Below are 16,685 nucleotides of genomic sequence, written 5' to 3'. Positions count from 1 at the left end.
CGATGTTGCCGGGAAAGGGGACAGTGCCGGATCAGCTCCGGCGGCCGGCCGGAGGTAACCGGGCCGGATAATGCGGCAAGCCGCTTCGCGGGTAAAGCCGGCCGGTGCGCCGGCCGATTTTTCTAACCGGAGCCGGGCCCGGGGCAGGGGAAGATGGCAAGGGAAGATGGCAGGGTGCCGGCTCAGGCAATGACCGCCGCCGTGCGCAACGCTGCGGCCGGGAAGAAGCGCACCTGGTTGCGGCCGCCGTTCTTGGCATCGTAGAGCGCGCTGTCGGACTGGGCGATCAGGTCGGAGAACTGGCTGTGTTCCCGCGTCATGCTGACGCCGCCGATGCTGCAGGTCACCGTCACCCCGCCCTCGGCCCCGAGCGGCGCCAACTGGCGTTCGATTGCGCTGCGCAGCCGCTCGGCCAGCATCCGTCCGGCCTCCGCCCCGGTTTCGGGCAGCAGGACGGCGAACTCCTCCCCGCCCATGCGGCCGATCGAATCCTCATGCCGGATCTGGCCGGCGCAGGTATCGGCCACCGCCTGGATCACCCGGTCGCCGAAAGGATGGCCGGCCCGGTCGTTGATCGCCTTGAAGCGGTCGATGTCCAGGATCAGCACCGTCAAGTCCCGCCCATACCGGCGGGCGCGGCGGAACTCGACCTCGCCCAGTTCGAACAGGCGGCGGCGGTTGAGAGCGCCGGTCAGCCCGTCGGTGTGGGCCAGCTTGGTCAGTTCGCGGTTGAATTCGTCGCTTGCCATCAGGATGTAGTTGATGGCGCCGATCACCGTGCCCAGCAGGGACAGCAGGAAGGTCGCGCGCTCCACGGTGTCGTCGACGAGTTGGCCGAGCGGCGCCTCCTGGCTGAGACCGGCCCCCATGCGGACCAGGTAGACGACGGCGAGCGCAACCGACAGCAGGCCGGTGACATAATGCGGAACGCCGCGGTGCTCGTAGCGGACCAGCACTTCGAAGGCGATGACCAGCAGCACGGCGGAAGCCGCGAAACTGACAAGGGTGCGGACCTGGGACAGGTCGCCGCCCGCCAACAGCAGCAGCAGGCAGCAGAGCGCGACGGCGCACCCCACGGCTGCCGGTCCGAACGGCCAGACCGGCCGGTTCTGCAGATGGCGGACGCAGGTGTAGTTCAACGTCAGCCCGACGAGCCCGATTCCGTTGGCAAGCGGGATGAACAACTCCGGCGTCTCGCCGCCGCGCAGCCCGGCGATGAGAAAAGCCGAGCCCAGCAGGAATTTGCCGTAGGCATAAGCCCGCAGTGAATTGCGGATGTGGCGCGGATAGCGGCCGGACGCCACGACGATGGACAGGCCCACGGCAAAGCCGATGACGGTGATCACCTGCGCGATGAAGGTCGTGTCGAAATTCATCCGCCGATCCGCCACGCCCGATTACGTCAGTATGTCATCGGCACGCTATACGAACCCTATGCCGCTGACAAGTCGTCCGAGACGAACTCTGGATCGGGAGTTCTCTCTATTGCCGATCTATTGTTATCGAGGACGATTGCGGAACCTTACCGCTTGTCCGGCGCATAGCCCTTCACGAACAGGTCGACCGCCGCATCGACGAAGCGTTCCAGTTCCTCGTCGCTCGGCCGCTCGCTGAGGCACAGCAGCAGCTTCATGTGCATGTTCGCCTTCAGCAGGCCGAAGAACTGATGGGTGGCGAGGTCGCAGTCGGCGATCGCCAACTCGCCATTGGCCGCCACATGGGCCATGAACTGGCCGGCACGCTGGAAGGTCTCGGCCGGGCCGCTCTCGTAGAAGGCCTGGGCAAGCTGGGGTTGGCGCAGCACCTCGCCCAACACCATCCGGTAGACCCCCAGCGCCTTCGGCGAGGCGATGAAGCGGACGAAAGTCCGTCCGATCAGGCGAAGTCCGTCCGCCGCCGGCAGACGCATCGCGTCGTCCCAAACGCTGCTCATGACGGAATTGGCGCATTCGCAGGCGACCATCGCCCGGAACAGCTCTTCCTTGCTGCCGAAATGCGCGTACAGCGTGGCCTTGGACACGTTCGCCTTCTTGGCGACCGCATCCATGCTGACGGCGCTGTAGCCATGCTCCAGGAACAGGGCGCCCGCGGCCTCCATGATCTGGGCCGGCTTGGAACCTGCTTCGGGAGTGGGGGCAACCAAGGTGGTCATACGCGCCTCGCCTGAGTCCATGTTCCTGGCCCCTACCGCGTTCCGCATCGCCCGACAAGCCCCCAGACACGCTGTTTTCGAAAACTGAACCGTTCAGTTCTGTCTTGACAACAGATAGGCCCTTCGCCATCTTCCGGCAAGACTAAACTGAACGGTTCAGTTTCTTTTCCGCGGCGCCGGCAAGAGCGCAATCCGGAAAAGGGGGCTTGGACCGCGGTGGATTGGGGATAGAGACAATGGCGAATGGCGTGCGGAAGATCGTGCTGTCGGGCGTTGCGCTTGCCGTGCTGGCCGGCGGTGCCGTCGCCGGAGAAAATTGGTGGCGGGAAGGCCGGTTCATGGAATCGACCGACAACGCCTATGTGCAGAGCGACATCACCGTCGTCAGCCCTAAGGTCTCCGCCTATGTCCGGGACGTGAAGGCCGCAGAGAACCAGCTGGTCCGGGCCGGCGACGTGCTGGCGGTGCTGGACGACCAGGATTTCCGTGCCAAGGTCGCGGAAGCCGAAGCTGCGGTGACGGCCCAGCGGGCTGCGCTCGGCACGCTGGACACCAAGCTGGAGCTGCAGCGCACGGTGATCGACCAGGCCGCCGCCACGCTGGCGAGCGCCGAGGCCGAGCAGCGCCGCGCCCAGCAGGAGTTCGAGCGCAGCCGCTCGCTCGCCAACGACAGCTGGACCAGCCGGCAGAAGCTGGAGACGGCCGACGCCGACCTGCGCAAGGCGGTGGCCCAGGTCGCCAAGTCGCGGGCGGCATTGGCCTCGGAGAACGAGCAGGTCAACGTCCTGCGCGCCACGCGGACGGAGACCGAGGCCCATCTGGCCCAGGCCGAGGCGACGCTGAAGACCGCGCGCATCGACCTGGAGAACACGGTGGTGCGGGCGCCGGTCGACGGCGTGATCGGCAACCGCGGCGTCCAGGTCGGCCAGTATGCCCGGCCGGGCGTGCAGCTGCTGTCGCTGGTCCCGCTGCCCGATGTCTATGTGGTCGCCAATTTCAAGGAGACCCAGCTGTCGCGCATGCGCCCCGGCCAGCATGTCAGCATCTCGGTCGACGCCTTCCCCGACCGTCACCTGGAGGGCATTGTGGAGAGCTTCGCCCCGGCCTCGGGCTCCAAGTTCTCGCTCCTGCCGCCGGAGAACGCGACCGGCAACTTCACCAAGATCGTCCAGCGCGTGCCCGTGCGCATCGCCCTGCCGCGCGACAACGCGCTGGCCGGCCTGCTGCGCCCCGGCCTGTCGGTGGTGGCGGAGGTCGACACCCGCGGTGCCGACGCCCTGCCGCATGTGACCGCCGGCGGCGTGTTCGGCGCGCTCGCCGACAAGCAGGCGGTGGCCGCCAAGTAACGGCGGCCACGGTCCGGCGGGGACGCCGCCCACCTCCCCCCTTCTGGGGCGGCGTCCCCGTCACCAATCCCAGCACTGTTTTGGCCGGAGCCATCCCCGGGCGGGATTCCGTCGGCCGCCATCGAAGGCAGCGGTTCCATGGCTACTCCGGCCCAGGGCATGCGCCCGCTCTCCACGCGCGACATCGTCGGCTTCTTCGCGATGGTCGTCGGCATGTTCATGGCGATCCTGGACATCCAGATCGTCTCCAGCTCGCTGTCGGAAATCCAGGCGGGGCTGGCGGCCAGCGCCGACGAGATCTCGTGGGTGCAGACCTCCTACCTGATCGCGGAGGTCGTGATGATCCCGCTGTCGGGCATCCTGTCGCGCATCATGTCCACGCGCGTGCTGTTCACCGTTGCGGCCGCCGGCTTCACCCTGACCAGCGTCGCCTGCGCCTTCGCCGGCAGCATCGAATCGATGATCGTCTGGCGTGCGCTCCAGGGCTTCATCGGCGGGGCGATGATCCCCACGGTCTTCGCCACCAGCTTCATGATCTTCCCGCCGGAGAAGCGGGCCGGGGTGTCGGTGATGATGGGCCTCGTCGCCACCATGGCGCCCACCATCGGCCCGACGCTGGGCGGCTATCTGACCCAGCACATGTCCTGGCACTGGCTGTTCCTGGCCAACGTGATCCCGGGCATCATCGTGACCTCGCTGGTCTGGCTGCTGGTGGATGTCGACCGGCCGAATCCGGAGCTGCGCAAGGGCTTCGACTTCATCGGCCTGCTGCTGATGGCGACCTTCCTGGGCAGCCTGGAATATGTGGTGGAGGAGGGGCCGCGCAACGACTGGTTCGACGACGAGGCCATCCTGGCGCTTGCCGTGGTGGCGGCGATCGGCGGCATCGGATTCTTCTGGCGGGTGCTGTCCTACCGCAATCCCATCGTGGAACTGCGGGCCTTCGCCGACCGCAATTTCGCCATCGGGTCACTCTACAGCTTCATCCTCGGCATCGGGCTCTACGGGTCGGTCTATCTGCAGCCTCTGTTCCTGGCGCGCGTGCGCGGCTTCAACAGCCTGCAGATCGGCGAGATCATGTTCGTGACCGGCGCCTTCCAGTTCATGTCCGCCCCGATCGCCGGCGCCCTGTCGAAGCGGATGGATTTGCGCGCCATGCTGGCGCTGGGGCTGATCCTGTTCGGCAGCGGCGTCTGGATGAACAGCCACTTCACCGCCGAGACCGGATTCTGGGAGCTGTTCGTGCCCCAGGCGGTGCGCGGCATGTCGCTGATGCTGTGCTTCATTCCGATCAACAGCGTGGCGCTCGGCACCCTGCCGCCGGACAAGCTGAAGAACGCGTCCGGCCTGTACAACCTGATGCGCAACCTGGGCGGCGCCATCGGACTGGCGGCGATCAACACGGTGCTGACCGACCGCAATGCCCTGCACCTGAACCGTCTGGGCGACAACGTGAACCTCGCCCGGCCGGAGGTGCAGCAGATGGTCGACAACCTCAGCCAGCGCTTCGACGGTCTGGTCGCCGATCCGACCGCCGCGGCGATGGCCCGGCTGGTCGGGCTGGTCCAGCGCGAGGCGCTGATCCTGACCTTCAACGACGCCATGCTGCTGATGTCGGCGGTGTTCTTCGGCGCGCTGCTGTTCATGCCGCTGGTGCGTCGTCCGGGCGGGCCGGTGAAGGCGGACCATTGAAGGAGAGGCCTGCGAGCGGCATAGGTTGTCGCCCGCGGGTTGTGCTATAGCTTGGCCCGGTCCGTCCGATTCCTGCCGAGCCCCCGCCGACCGCCATGAGCAAGCGCCAATACACCCGAGCCGAGGTCAAGGAACTGCTGGGCGCCCTGGAGCGCCAGTGCCGCGAAGCCTCCAAGCTGGCCCAGCTGGCGGAGCATGAGGCGAGCAAGCACAGCTTCGGCGCCTACCGCGACTTTCGCGACAAGGTGGGGGAGTTCCAGGCGCTGGTCATCCTGATTGAGCAGCGCATGCGCAATCTGGTCGATGCGCGGTCCGACGACCTGCGCGACCAGTTCGAGAAGCTCGACACCGTCATGCTGGCCCTGCTGGTGCGCGCCAGCATGCGGTTCTTCTTCGTGCTGTCGGCCAATCCGATCCTGCCGATGGGCGCCCGCGAGATTTTCGTCGCGGAGCTGCGCAGCCTGCACGACGCGGCGGAAAAACTGCGGCGTCCCAACTACGTGGGCAAGCTCGGCCCGGAATTGGAGCGGGAACTGGAGACGGCGTCGCTGATCCTGGAAGAGATCATCGACAAGGCGCCAAGCCTGCTGAACTTCCGCGGGGCGCCGGTGGGGGAGTAGGGGGCCGGCTGCCGATCCCCCCTCCCTAACCCTCCCCCGCCCTCGGCCGGCCGAAGGCCGGTCCGATCGCGGGAGAGGGGACTGCCGCCGCTATGCAAATCGATCACGCCGACAAGCGTTCTAGCCCCTCCACCGCCAAAGGCGGGGGAGGGATGGGGAGGGGGCACCGAAGCCAGCGCCCCAAAGCCCCTCACTTCGCCAGAAACTGCGCGATCGTGTCCCCCGCCTTGGCGATGTTCGCGACACCGTCGAGATGACCCAGCGTCGAGGTGATCGACTCGGTGTACTCCACGCCGTTGCCCTGCTTTTCCAGACGGTCCTTCAGCGGGCGCATGTTGCGGTCGGGCGGGAAGACGAGGTCGTCGGCGGACGGGATCAGCAGGACAGGCGCCTTGATCTTCGCCAATCCATCCTCAAGCGAGGCGCCGTTGCCGGTGACGAAGGTCTGGTTGGCCTTCACCAGATAGAGGAAGTGGTTGGCATCGCTGACCTCGGCGCGGCCGGACGCCGCCTTGTCCAGCCAGGCTTCGATGGCATACTGGTTGCCCATCGCGGCCTTCGGGTCCTTGCCCTCTTCCGCCCATTTGCGGCCGAAGGCGGCGTCGGCCCATTTCCAGTGGCGGGCGTGCAGGGTGACCAGCTTCAGCGCCTCGGTCAGGCCGGCCTTCGGCTCCGTCTTGCCGTAATAATCGCCGTTGTTCCAGTTGGGATCGAGCTTGATCGGCGCCGCCCACAGGTTCAGCCAGCCGATCAGGAAGGGATCGGCCTCCGGCCCGCCGATGGCGGCGACGACGCGCTTGACCATGTCCGGATGGTCGGCCGCCCATTCGAAGGCCTGCAGCGAGCCCATGGAACCGCCCATCACCGCCTGCAGGGACTTGATGCCCAGGCTGTCGATCAGCGCCTTCTGGACATTGACGAAGTCCTTGATGGTGACGATGGGGAAGCTCATGCCATAGGGCTTGCCGGTGTCCGGGTTGATGCTGGCCGGGCCGGTCGTGACGACGGTAGGGTCCTTGGGCGACAGGTTCACCAGCGTGTCGGAGCTGATGATGAAGTATTTGTCGGTGTCCAGCGGCTTGCCCGGACCGATGATGCTGTCCCAATAGCCGGGCGCCGCATCCTCCGCCTTGTATTTCCCGGCGGCGTGGCTGTTGCCGCTGAAGAAATGGGTGATGAGGATGACGTTGTCCTTCGCCTCGTTCAGCTTGCCGTAGCTTTCCCAGCCGATGCGGACGTTCTTGATCGTCCCGCCGCCGACGGTGGTGTAGGACGGCATCTCGAAGACCTTCTTCTCGACGATGCCGTCCAGCGCCAGCGCCGGCAGCGCGCCGAACAGGCATGCGGCCATGGCGAGCCCGCCGAGACGAGCGGACCAAGTGGACCCGCGGACAACCCGAGGCATGGGCAACCCCCTCCCAATTGTTTGCTGGACGGGCAGTCTACCCATACGGTTGTGTCTGTCCAGACGCCTTCGCTGACGCTTACGGTTAGGTGCGCCGTCAACGCAGGCGGACGGCGGTGCCGTTGACCGACACCATCAGCATGCCGTTCTCCTTGCCCAGGACCTCGTAATCGACGTCCACTCCGACGATGGCGTCGGCGCCGAGCGAACGAGCAGCATCCTGCATGTCGGCGAAGGCCGCCTCGCGCGCCTCGCGCAGCGCCGCCTGATAGCCGCCGGCCCGGCCGCCGACGATGTCGCGCACGGAGGAGAACAGGTCGCGGAACACGTTCACGCCCATGATCGCCTCGCCGGCGACGATGCCCAGATACTGGGCGACCGGGCGGCCTTCCACGGAATCGGTGCTGGTGACGATCATGGTCGCGTTTCCCCTTGCGGTTTCGATGCCGCACAGATGGGGCCTTTACGGCGGAGTCCAAGGCGGCACTGCGAATTCGCACGCATGCCTAGCCCATCGCGCCTTCCCTCACCCCGTCGGTACCGTGTAGGACAGGGGTAGGCACGCCGGGGGGCGATAAGGGCAGGTCAGGGGGAAAGCGATGGACGACACGCGGCGCGCCATCCTGCGCTGGATGACCGGTGTCATGGAGGCGAAGGGCTGGAGTGCCGGCGGCTGGGCACGGCTGGCCGACGTCACCGCCACCAACCTGACCCGCTTCCTGCGCGATCCCGTCATGGGCAGCGTGCCCAGCGCCGACACGCTGGCCCGGCTGGCCCGCGTCGCCGGGTCGGAGCCGCGCTTCCTCGACGACCATGCCTATGCGCCGGTCTCCCGCGTGCCGGTGCTGACCCTGGAGCAGGCCCACATCTTCCTCGATCTCGGCAGACGGGCAGGGGAGGCGTTCCTGGCCGGAGCGCTGAAGGACGGCGCGTCGTCAGTCGCCATGGACGGCCGGACCTCCCGCCGCGCCTTCGCGCTCCGCATCCTGTCCAAGAGCCTGGATGCGGCGGGCGTGCTGCCGCGCGATTGCGTGGTGCTGGAGCCGCTGGACGTCCTGACGCCGCAGACCGGCGACGTGGTGGTGACGGTGGGGGAGGGCACCATCTGCGGATACCGCTTCTTCCCGCCGCATCTGATGCCGATTTCGACCGATCCCGACTGCCGCCCGACCGCCATCGACCGCGCGCATGTCGCCGGAGTCGCGGTCCATGTGGTGCGAGCGCTTCGCATGTAAAAGGGCGCGCCGCGCCGAGTCGCGGCGCGCGTTCCAATCCGCCGCGACTCGCAAAAACGGACGTGTCTACTCCGTCCGTTTTGTCTTGTGACGACTCCCGCCAGAAGACACCAAATATAGCGTGTTTCCAGGACTTTGCGCTGGTCTACGGCCAAGCCATAGGTTCACGTTTTGTTCTTGAAAGCTGCGTGTTCGCATCCCATATTCAGGGTCCGGTGAGGCGGCCTGAAAATGATGCTGCGATATCGCAGCGACGGTTACGCTTCGAAGCCGGAATGGCGGCCTCCAAGCAAGGGGCCGGAACCGGAGTTGTCGGGGCAGCATGGCGATCACTCAGGCGCAGCGGGAATTGAGGGCAGGGCGGATCGGCTCGTCGGACGCCACGCGCGTGATGGCCGGCGACTGGCTGTCGCTGTGGCGCGAGAAGACCGGCCGGGTCGATCCCGACAACCTCGACCTCGTCGCCGCCGTGCAGATCGGCATCGCGACCGAGCATCTGCACCCGCGCTTCGTCGCCCATGCGACCGGGATACCCTGCGTGGCGGCACCCGACACCTACCGCCATGCCGATCATGACTGGATGGTGGCGCACCCCGACTTCCTGACCGGCAGCGAGGCGGGCGGTGCGCTCGACACGATCGTGGAGGCGAAGTTCAACAGCGGCTTCCAGAGCGATGCCGACCTCGCCCGCCGCTATCACTGGCAGATCCAGCATCAGCTGGAGGTGGTAGGGCTGGACCGTGCGCTGCTGTCGATCCTGCGCCCGACCGGCCACAGCCTGGTGACGGTGGAGCGCCGGCCGGACGATGTCGAACGGCTGGTGGAAACGCTGGAAGCCTTCTGGTGGCACGTCGTCAACGACGTCGAGCCGTCGGACCCGCTGCCGATGGACGGCCCGTCCTATGAGAACGGCCGCGTCTTCGACATGGGGCGCCACAACCGCTTCCGGGCCTTGGCCGACCGGCTGGTCGCCAACCGGACGGCGGCGCTGGAGGTGAAGGAGGATGAGGCTGCCCTGAAGGCGCTGATGCCCGACGATGCCCGCATCGCCTTCGTCGCTATCGACCAGCCGGACGGCCGTTCCGGCGGCCTCTATCTCGCGCGCGATCGCGAAGGCCGGCTCAGCCTGCGCTACGGCGCACCGCCGCGCCGTGCCCTGGCCGACGCGCAATCCTGGCCCCAATCACCTGAAGAGCACTCCGCTGACCCGAACGCGGTGGAACTCAGCCTGGAAACAGTGCTGACCGCCGGCTGGGGTGAGGGGAGAGCCGAAACGTTTGGACAAGAAGGACCCAAATCATGGGACGCATGAGCAAGACCGACCACGTCATTGCCGACACTGAAGCCGCCGAATCCAACGTGGCAGAATCCGGTGCCACCGAGTCCAACGTGACGGAGACCACTCCGGTCGAACCGAAGTCCGGCGGCAGCCGCGGCTCGCAAGGCTCCAAGGGGTCCGCCGGCGGCAGCCGGGCGGCGGAGCCGCAGCGCATCGACACCATGTTCCTGTGGAACCGGCTGAAGCGCACCGACCCGAAGGCGACCAAGCCCTTCACCCGCTCCGGCGGCTTCCGTGGCACGCAGATCGACCCGACTTGGCGCTTCCAGATGATGACCGAGGTGTTCGGTCCGATCGGCAAGGGCTGGGGCTATGAGCAGGTGGACTGGACCATCGCGGAACGGATGATCTTCATCTGCGCCCGCGTCTGGTACATCGACCCGGAGACCAGGGAGAAGTGCTTCACCGGCCCGCAATGGGGCGGGACCGAGATGGTCCGCCGCCGCAACGGGATGGAGATGCCGGACGACGAGTGCTTCAAGATGTCGATGACCGACGCGGTCGGCAAATGCCTGCTGCAGCTGGGTCTGGCCGCCGACGTCTATATGGGCCAGTTCGACGACAGCAAGTACCGGGAGGAGTCGGAGGCTTTCTATGCCGCCAAGTCCAACCCGGACCTGCAGCCCGCCGCCGTCGAAGCCTTCGAGGCGGAGGTGAAGCGCCGGCTGGGCGCCTGCCTGGATCTGGATGATCTGGAAGAGGTCTGGCGGTCGGGCGTCGGCACCCGCCTGCGGGAGATCGGCACCGTCGACCGCGCCGCCCAGCACCGCATCACCGGCCTGTTCGCCCAGAAGAAGGCCGAGATTCTTAAGCGCGAGGAAGAGGACGGGCGGGAAGCCGCCTGACGGATGGCCATGACCCAGACGACTCATGACATCGGCGACCGGTCGCCCAGCGGGTTGTTCCGCATGAGCGCCTGGGAAGGCGAGTTCGAACGCGCCAACGCCCAGCTGCCCCGCTGGTACTGGAACCGCGACCAGCGCCGCCGCCACTACGCCCGCTGGGTGGAGGCGGAAGCCGAAACGTTGGCGATGCGGCTGTCGGGACTGCTGCGGTCCGACACCCCGGCGGAGAGCGCAGGGGCGGCACGCGTCCTCGTCGATTCTCTGGCGCGTGACATCGACTGGGCTCGACGGTTGGAAGACTCGGAATCGGAAGACGGGCAATCGAAAGACAGGACGTTCGCCCACGCCGCCTGATGGCAGGCGGCATCAAGGGAAGGATATCATCTCATGACGATAGAAGAGGTCCAGGCGCGTCTGCGCGCCGCTCAAGCCCGCATCGGGCGTGAGGGCCGCTTCGCCCTCACCCTCAGCCTGGACGGGCGCGAGGAATGCTACATCACCCATTGGTTCCGCCCCGAGCCGCACGCCTTCGAGGACTGCCGCGCGGTCGGTTCCGGAACCCTCAGCGAATGCCTCGAAGCGCTGGACCGCTATGTGGCGGCGAACCGGGTGCGTGACGAGGCTCCGGTGCTGATGGCGGCCGAATGACATCCCCGTAACGGCCAAGCCATCGGCCTTTGTCCCCTCGTTCCCCCCGCGGACGAGGGGACTTTTTTTGTCGAGCGTTCGTGCGCGCCCGCGGTTGTGCTATCGTCTCCACTTTCAAGCGGAAGGGGAGCGATCATGGATCCCGTACTTGCCTTCGTCAGCATCGCCGGGGCCATAGCGGTCGGTGCAGCCAGCCCGGGGCCTAGCTTCGTGCTGGTCGCCCGCACCTCCGTCGCCGTATCCCGCCGGGCCGGTCTGGCCACCGCGCTCGGCATGGGAATCGGCGGGGTGTTCTTCGCGTCCCTGGCCCTGCTGGGGCTGCATGCGCTGCTGTCGCAGGTCGGCTGGCTCTATGCGATTCTGAAGCTGGCGGGCGGTGCCTACCTGCTCTATCTCGCCGTCCGCATCTGGCGCGGAGCCGCCGAGGCGCTGGTGGTGGCGGATGAGGGGCAGACCGCGCCCGCCGGGCTGATGCGGCCGCTGCTGTTCGGACTGCTGACGCAACTGAGCAACCCGAAGACGGCACTGGTTTACGGCAGCATCTTTGCGGCGCTGATGCCGGCCGAGCCACCGATGTGGCTGTTCGTCTTCCTGCCGCCGGCGGTCTTTCTTATCGAGGCCGGCTGGTACGCGATCGTCGCCGCCGCGTTTTCCGCCGGCCGGCCGCGCGCCGCCTACCTGCGGTCCAAACGCTGGGTCGACCGGGTTGCCGCCGCCGCCATCGGCGGATTGGGTATCCGTCTGATGTCGGACGCTCTGCCCCCTCCCTAACCCTCCCCCACCTTCGGTGGGAGAGGGGACAGCCGCCGCATCGCAAACTCACCCTCTCCCGTCGAAGACGGGGGAGGGAGGGACCCGCGGCGACGCCGTGGGAGGGAGGGGGCATCCGCTCCCTAACCCTTACTTCTTCTTGCCAGACTGCGCTCTGGCGAACGCCTCGGCGAAGGCGCTGTTGACCGGCTCCGGCGCCTTGGCCGGTTTCGATGCAGCCTTGGCCGCGGGCACCGCCGGACGACGGTCCTGCTGCGGCGCCCCCTGCTGCGGACGCGCCGATCCCCGTTCCTCACGGCGCTCCTCCCTCCGTGGGGGACGCGGGGCTTCCTCGCCCATGCGCATGGTCAGGGCGATGCGCTTGCGGGGGATGTCGACCTCCAGCACCTTCACCTTCACCACGTCGCCGGCCTTCACCACTGTGTGAGGATCCTTCACGAAGCTGTTGGCCAGCTGCGAGATATGCACCAGCCCGTCCTGGTGGACGCCGATGTCGACGAAGGCGCCGAAGGCGGTGACGTTGGTGACGACACCCTCCAGCATCATGCCGGGCTGGAGATGCTTCAGGTCCTCCACACCCTCCTTGAAGGTGGCGGTCTTGAACTCCGGACGCGGGTCGCGGCCGGGCTTCTCCAGTTCCTTGATGATGTCCTCGATGGTGGGCAAGCCGAAGCGCTCGTCGGTGAACTCCTCCGCATCCAGGCCGCGCAGGAAGCGGGCGTCGCCGATGACGCTGCCGAGGTCGCGGCCGGTGGTCTTCACGATGCGCTGGACCACCGGATAGGCTTCCGGATGGACGGCGGAGCCGTCGAGCGGATTCTCGCCGTCGCGGATGCGCAGGAAGCCTGCGGCCTGCTCGAAGGTCTTCGGACCCAGCCGCGCCACGTCGAGCAGCTGCTTGCGCGAGCGGAAGGCGCCGTTGCGGTCGCGATGCTCGACGATGTTGCGGGCGATGGTTTCGTTCAGGCCCGACACGCGGGTCAGCAGTGGGATGGAGGCGGTGTTGAGGTCGACACCGACCGCGTTCACGCAATCCTCGACCACGGCGTCCAGCGAGCGGGCCAGCTTGCCGCCGGCGACATCATGCTGGTACTGGCCGACACCGATCGACTTCGGCTCGATCTTCACCAACTCGGCCAGCGGGTCCTGCAGGCGCCGGGCGATGGAAACCGCGCCGCGCAGGCTGACGTCCAGGTTGGGGAACTCGTGCGCCGCGGTTTCCGAGGCCGAATAGACCGAGGCGCCGGCCTCGCTGACCACCAGCTTGGTCAGGGACAGCTCGGGATGGCGCTTCATCAGGTCGGCGGCCAGCTTGTCGGTCTCGCGCGAGGCGGTGCCGTTGCCGATGGAGATCAGCTCCACCTTGTGCCGCGCCGCCAGCGCCGCCAGCACGGCGATGGAGCCGTCCCAGTCGTTGCGCGGCGGGTGCGGATAGATGGTCGTCGTCTCCACCAGCTTGCCGGTGGAATCGACGACGGCGACCTTGACGCCGGTGCGGATGCCGGGATCGAGCCCGATGGTGGCGCGCGGGCCGGCGGGGGCGGCCAGCAGCAAATCGTGCAGGTTGCGGGCAAAGACGCGGATCGCCTCGTCCTCCGCCCGCTCACGCAAGGCGCCCATCAGGTCGGTTTCGATATGCGGACCGATCTTCAGCTTCCAGGTCCAGCGCACCACGTCGGACAGCCACTTGTCGGCCGGGCGGCCCTGGTCGCGGATGCCGGTGTGGACGGCGATGGCGCCCTCGGCCGGGTGGGGCTGGCCCTCCTCGACGGGCAGGTCAAGGCGGATGTCGAGCACGCCCTGCGCCCGGCCGCGGAACAGGGCCAGCGCCCGGTGCGACGGCAGCTTGGACCAGTTCTCCGAGAAGTCGAAATAGTCGGAGAATTTGGCGCCCTCCGCCTTCTTCTCCTCGATCACCTTGGAGGTGACGACGCCCTTGTCGGCCATGGCGGTGCGCAAGCGGCCGACCAGTTCGGCATCCTCACCGAAGCGTTCCACCAGGATGTGGCGGGCGCCGTCCAGCGCCGCCTTGACGTCGGCGACGCCCTTTTCGGCATCCACGAAGGCGGTAGCCTCGGCCTCCGGCTGCCTCGTAGGGTCGGCCAGCAGCGCGTCGGCCAGCGGCTCCAGCCCGGCTTCACGGGCGATCTGGGCCTTGGTGCGGCGCTTCTGCTTGTAGGGGAGGTAGAGGTCCTCCAGCCGGGTCTTGGTGTCGGCTTGGCGGATCTGGCGTTCCAGTTCGGGCGTCAGCTTGCCCTGCTCCTGGATGGTCGACAGGATGCTGGCACGGCGGTCCTCCAGCTCCCGCAGGTAGCCCAGCCGCTCCTCAAGGGTGCGGAGCTGGGTGTCGTCCAGGCCGCCGGTCGCCTCCTTGCGGTAGCGCGCGATGAAGGGAACGGTCGATCCCTCGTCGAGCATGGCGATGGCGGAAGCGACCTGGGACTCGCGGACCGACAGTTCGTCGGCGATGCGCTGGCTGATGGACAGCATGAGGCAGGGATCCTGCGGACTGGTGACAACATGAAAGGGCGTCTGTCATACCGCGTCGGGGCAGTGCGGCGCCACCCCGCCCTTTCGGCAGAGAGCCCGATGGAGGAAGCTGAAGCGGAGCTATTCGGCCTTGCTTTTCGCAAAAAGGTGGTAGTGGCCGATTTTCCGCATCCCTTCATCCGCCGTTAACCATGTCGGCCCCATACCTCTGCTTGCAACTTGGTTGCGTTTCCTCCCGAACCAAACTGACGGGCGGCCCGGCGGCGATAGCGCGGGGCCGCCCTTTTCTTTTTTGTGCGACGGGATGCCGCGATCACACAGCGATGAACGAAAAAGGGCCGGGACGGACATGCCGTCCCGGCCTTACCCCGGAAGTGTCTGCCGCCGGTCGAAACCGAAAGGATCAGGGAAGGCGGCTTTCAGCGAGACGCAGGCGGCCTTCCGGGGACAAGCGGGACAGGGTGTCGGCGACGCGTGCCTCGAACTCCCGCCGAAGCGCGGCATCGTTGGCGTGGATGTTCTCGAACAGGGCCGTCAGCCGCTTGGGATCGAAGGGTTCGGCCATCAATTCGGTGCGCAGGCGCGGCGCGAACTCCTCACGGCCGACGCGGATGCGGACGAACAGCGGCCGCGCATCGTCAAGCGCCTTGCGCAGGATCGCCGCGTCGGCCGGCGACAACCGGTCCGACACCTCGTCGACCAGCCGTTCCAGCATGTGCTCCGGTCCGGGAGGCGGCGGGGGCGGCCGGAAGCTATGGGCGACGACGAAGCCGCCCGCCAGCATGTTCAGCGCAAGAGACCCGACCAGAAGGAACCAGGGCCAACGGCGCCGGATGGACGGCGTCATCGCACGTCTCCCAGATAGCTGACGATCATCACGCCCGACAGGTTGGGCGTGCTCGTCTTTTCGAAGGTGACCAGACCCTGGCTGTAGCTGAGGAACCCGATCACCGCCATGCCGGCCAGGAATCCGGCGAGCGGGGCAGGGCGGAAGGGCGGTCGCGACAGGAACCACGGCACGAATTCGGGGACGACCCGCTGGGACAGACAGTCGGCGATGCGGGCATAGACCTGCGCCTCCCGCCTGGACGAGACCAGTGGAGTCGATGCGGCATCCAGCAGCGTATCGGTGACGGCGGCGTCGGCCAGCAGGTCACGGGCCTCGGCGCTATCGTCCAGAAGGGTCAGCGCATCCACCCGGGTGGAGCGCGGCCACCGGTCCAGATCGGCACCATAGGCCGCGGCGTAGCGTTTGAACTCTTTGAGCGTCATGACCGTGCACCGTCCTTCTGACGGATCAGGGGTTGAAGCCGGGCCCGCACCACGCGGCGCGCCCGGACCAGCAGACTTTCCATAGCCGAAACAGACACCTGCAATATTTCCGAAGCCTCAGCGCACGTCATCTCCTCATGGTAGCAGAGACTGAGCGCCGCCCGTTGGCGTTCGGGCAGCGCCGCTATCGCGGCATCCACCGCCGCACCGATCCTGATGCCGTCGATCACCGTTTCGGCGCTCCAGGCCGGATCGGCGATCTCGCCGGCATCGTCGAGCGGGGCGAAGCTGCGCCGCCGTTTGTAGTCGATGGCGCGGTTCACCACGATCCTGTACAGCCAGGTCGTGAAGCGGGTTCCGTCGCCGCGCCAGCGGTCGGCGTTGGCCCAGATCTGCAGGAAGGCGTCCTGCGCGACCTCTTCAGCGTCGGCGGCGTTCCCGACCACCCGTTGGGCCAAGGCGATGCTGCGGCGCAGATGTCGGCGCGTGAGTGTTCCAAACGCTTTCCGGTCGCCGGCCGCGGCGCTCGCCATCAGCGCCTCGTCCGTCACCGTCTCCTCGGTAGGCTCCACGCCGTCTTCCGCCCGCTCCCGGTTGCCGTCATCGGTTTATACGCCTTAAGTGCAGGATCCCTGCGCAGGCACCCCGCGATTTTTCGATCAGGGATTACCCGCAGCCCTGCCCCGGTCACGCCTTATTTTACATAAGAACCGTTATGCGTTTTTTGTGTGTAGGCGCAAAGCTAAAATGTCAGTCCAGCGCAACATAGAAGTGTCAGTCTTCCATCCCGTTTTCGACGGCTGGGAGGCTGGCGATGGGCTGGATCACGATGAGCGAACGAGACTTGCAACGGGTCGAGGTTCTCGGCGA

Annotated in this window: 17 protein-coding genes; 9 read left to right on the top strand and 8 right to left on the bottom strand. The window is 67.1% G+C overall.

The annotated features are described in order from the left end of the window. Nucleotides 1-182: 182 nt before the first annotated feature. Nucleotides 183-1,376, bottom strand: coding sequence for a GGDEF domain-containing protein (locus VD964_RS23750; protein ID WP_324870969.1), 1,194 nt, complete (start codon nt 1,374-1,376; stop codon nt 183-185). Between the two features lie 146 nt (nt 1,377-1,522). Further along, a complete protein-coding gene (locus tag VD964_RS23745; protein WP_324870968.1) occupies nt 1,523-2,152 on the bottom strand; it encodes a TetR/AcrR family transcriptional regulator in 630 nt (209 codons plus the stop codon). A gap of 236 nt (nt 2,153-2,388) precedes the next feature. Between VD964_RS23745 and VD964_RS23740 the strand changes: the two genes are divergently transcribed. From VD964_RS23740 to VD964_RS23730, 3 genes are all read left to right on the top strand, one after another. Further along, nucleotides 2,389-3,498, top strand: coding sequence for an HlyD family secretion protein (locus tag VD964_RS23740; protein ID WP_324870967.1), 1,110 nt, complete (start codon nt 2,389-2,391; stop codon nt 3,496-3,498). Nucleotides 3,499-3,636: 138 nt separating this feature from the next. Continuing rightward, nucleotides 3,637-5,190 carry a DHA2 family efflux MFS transporter permease subunit gene (locus tag VD964_RS23735; protein ID WP_324870966.1) on the top strand — a complete coding sequence of 518 codons (1,554 nt, stop codon included), beginning with the start codon at nt 3,637-3,639 and terminating at the stop codon, nt 5,188-5,190. A gap of 95 nt (nt 5,191-5,285) precedes the next feature. Then, nucleotides 5,286-5,810, top strand: a complete 525-nt coding sequence (locus VD964_RS23730; RefSeq protein ID WP_324870965.1) for a hypothetical protein — start codon at nt 5,286-5,288, stop codon at nt 5,808-5,810. 190 nt (nt 5,811-6,000) lie between these two features. Here VD964_RS23730 and VD964_RS23725 read toward each other — a convergent pair whose 3' ends face one another. Further along, nucleotides 6,001-7,215: an E22 family MetX-like putative esterase gene (locus tag VD964_RS23725; protein ID WP_324870964.1), complete on the bottom strand. Its 1,215-nt coding sequence runs from the start codon at nt 7,213-7,215 to the stop codon at nt 6,001-6,003. A gap of 97 nt (nt 7,216-7,312) precedes the next feature. Then, a complete protein-coding gene (locus VD964_RS23720; protein WP_014188340.1) occupies nt 7,313-7,633 on the bottom strand; it encodes a heavy metal-binding domain-containing protein in 321 nt (106 codons plus the stop codon). Nucleotides 7,634-7,814: 181 nt separating this feature from the next. Here VD964_RS23720 and VD964_RS23715 point away from each other — a divergent pair, with 181 nt between their 5' ends. From VD964_RS23715 to VD964_RS23690, 6 genes are all read left to right on the top strand, one after another. Next, nucleotides 7,815-8,450 carry an XRE family transcriptional regulator gene (locus tag VD964_RS23715; protein ID WP_324870963.1) on the top strand — a complete coding sequence of 212 codons (636 nt, stop codon included), beginning with the start codon at nt 7,815-7,817 and terminating at the stop codon, nt 8,448-8,450. A gap of 322 nt (nt 8,451-8,772) precedes the next feature. After that, entirely contained in the window at nt 8,773-9,762 is a 990-nt protein-coding gene (locus tag VD964_RS23710) for a YqaJ viral recombinase family protein (protein WP_324870962.1), read from the top strand. Beyond that, nucleotides 9,750-10,634 (top strand): hypothetical protein, encoded by an 885-nt coding sequence (locus VD964_RS23705; RefSeq protein WP_324870961.1) that lies wholly within the window; start codon nt 9,750-9,752, stop codon nt 10,632-10,634. The genes VD964_RS23710 and VD964_RS23705 overlap by 13 nt, the downstream gene beginning before the upstream one ends. Nucleotides 10,635-10,643: 9 nt before the next feature. Further along, on the top strand, nt 10,644-10,988 hold the full coding sequence (locus VD964_RS23700) for a hypothetical protein (protein WP_324870960.1): 345 nt from the start codon (nt 10,644-10,646) through the stop codon (nt 10,986-10,988). A 33-nt stretch (nt 10,989-11,021) separates the two neighbouring features. After that, nucleotides 11,022-11,282: a hypothetical protein gene (locus VD964_RS23695; RefSeq protein WP_324870959.1), complete on the top strand. Its 261-nt coding sequence runs from the start codon at nt 11,022-11,024 to the stop codon at nt 11,280-11,282. Between the two features lie 135 nt (nt 11,283-11,417). Next, nucleotides 11,418-12,053 (top strand): LysE family translocator, encoded by a 636-nt coding sequence (locus tag VD964_RS23690; RefSeq protein ID WP_324870958.1) that lies wholly within the window; start codon nt 11,418-11,420, stop codon nt 12,051-12,053. 129 nt (nt 12,054-12,182) lie between these two features. Here VD964_RS23690 and VD964_RS23685 read toward each other — a convergent pair whose 3' ends face one another. The 4 genes from VD964_RS23685 to VD964_RS23670 form a co-directional block, all read right to left on the bottom strand. Then, entirely contained in the window at nt 12,183-14,543 is a 2,361-nt protein-coding gene (locus VD964_RS23685; RefSeq protein WP_324870957.1) for a Tex family protein, read from the bottom strand. A gap of 403 nt (nt 14,544-14,946) precedes the next feature. Then, complete coding sequence (locus VD964_RS23680; protein WP_324870956.1) at nt 14,947-15,390, bottom strand: periplasmic heavy metal sensor; 444 nt, start codon at nt 15,388-15,390, stop codon at nt 14,947-14,949. Beyond that, complete coding sequence (locus VD964_RS23675) at nt 15,387-15,815, bottom strand: hypothetical protein (protein WP_324870955.1); 429 nt, start codon at nt 15,813-15,815, stop codon at nt 15,387-15,389. The genes VD964_RS23680 and VD964_RS23675 overlap by 4 nt, the downstream gene beginning before the upstream one ends. Continuing rightward, nucleotides 15,812-16,387: a sigma-70 family RNA polymerase sigma factor gene (locus tag VD964_RS23670; protein ID WP_014188350.1), complete on the bottom strand. Its 576-nt coding sequence runs from the start codon at nt 16,385-16,387 to the stop codon at nt 15,812-15,814. The genes VD964_RS23675 and VD964_RS23670 overlap by 4 nt, the downstream gene beginning before the upstream one ends. Nucleotides 16,388-16,685 lie beyond the last annotated feature (298 nt).

The organism is Azospirillum sp. (assembly GCF_035628975.1).
In the GTDB taxonomy this organism is placed as follows: Bacteria; Pseudomonadota; Alphaproteobacteria; order Azospirillales; family Azospirillaceae; genus Azospirillum.
Note: the sequence above shows the minus strand (reverse complement) of the source record. Positions and strands in the feature narration are given on the sequence as shown.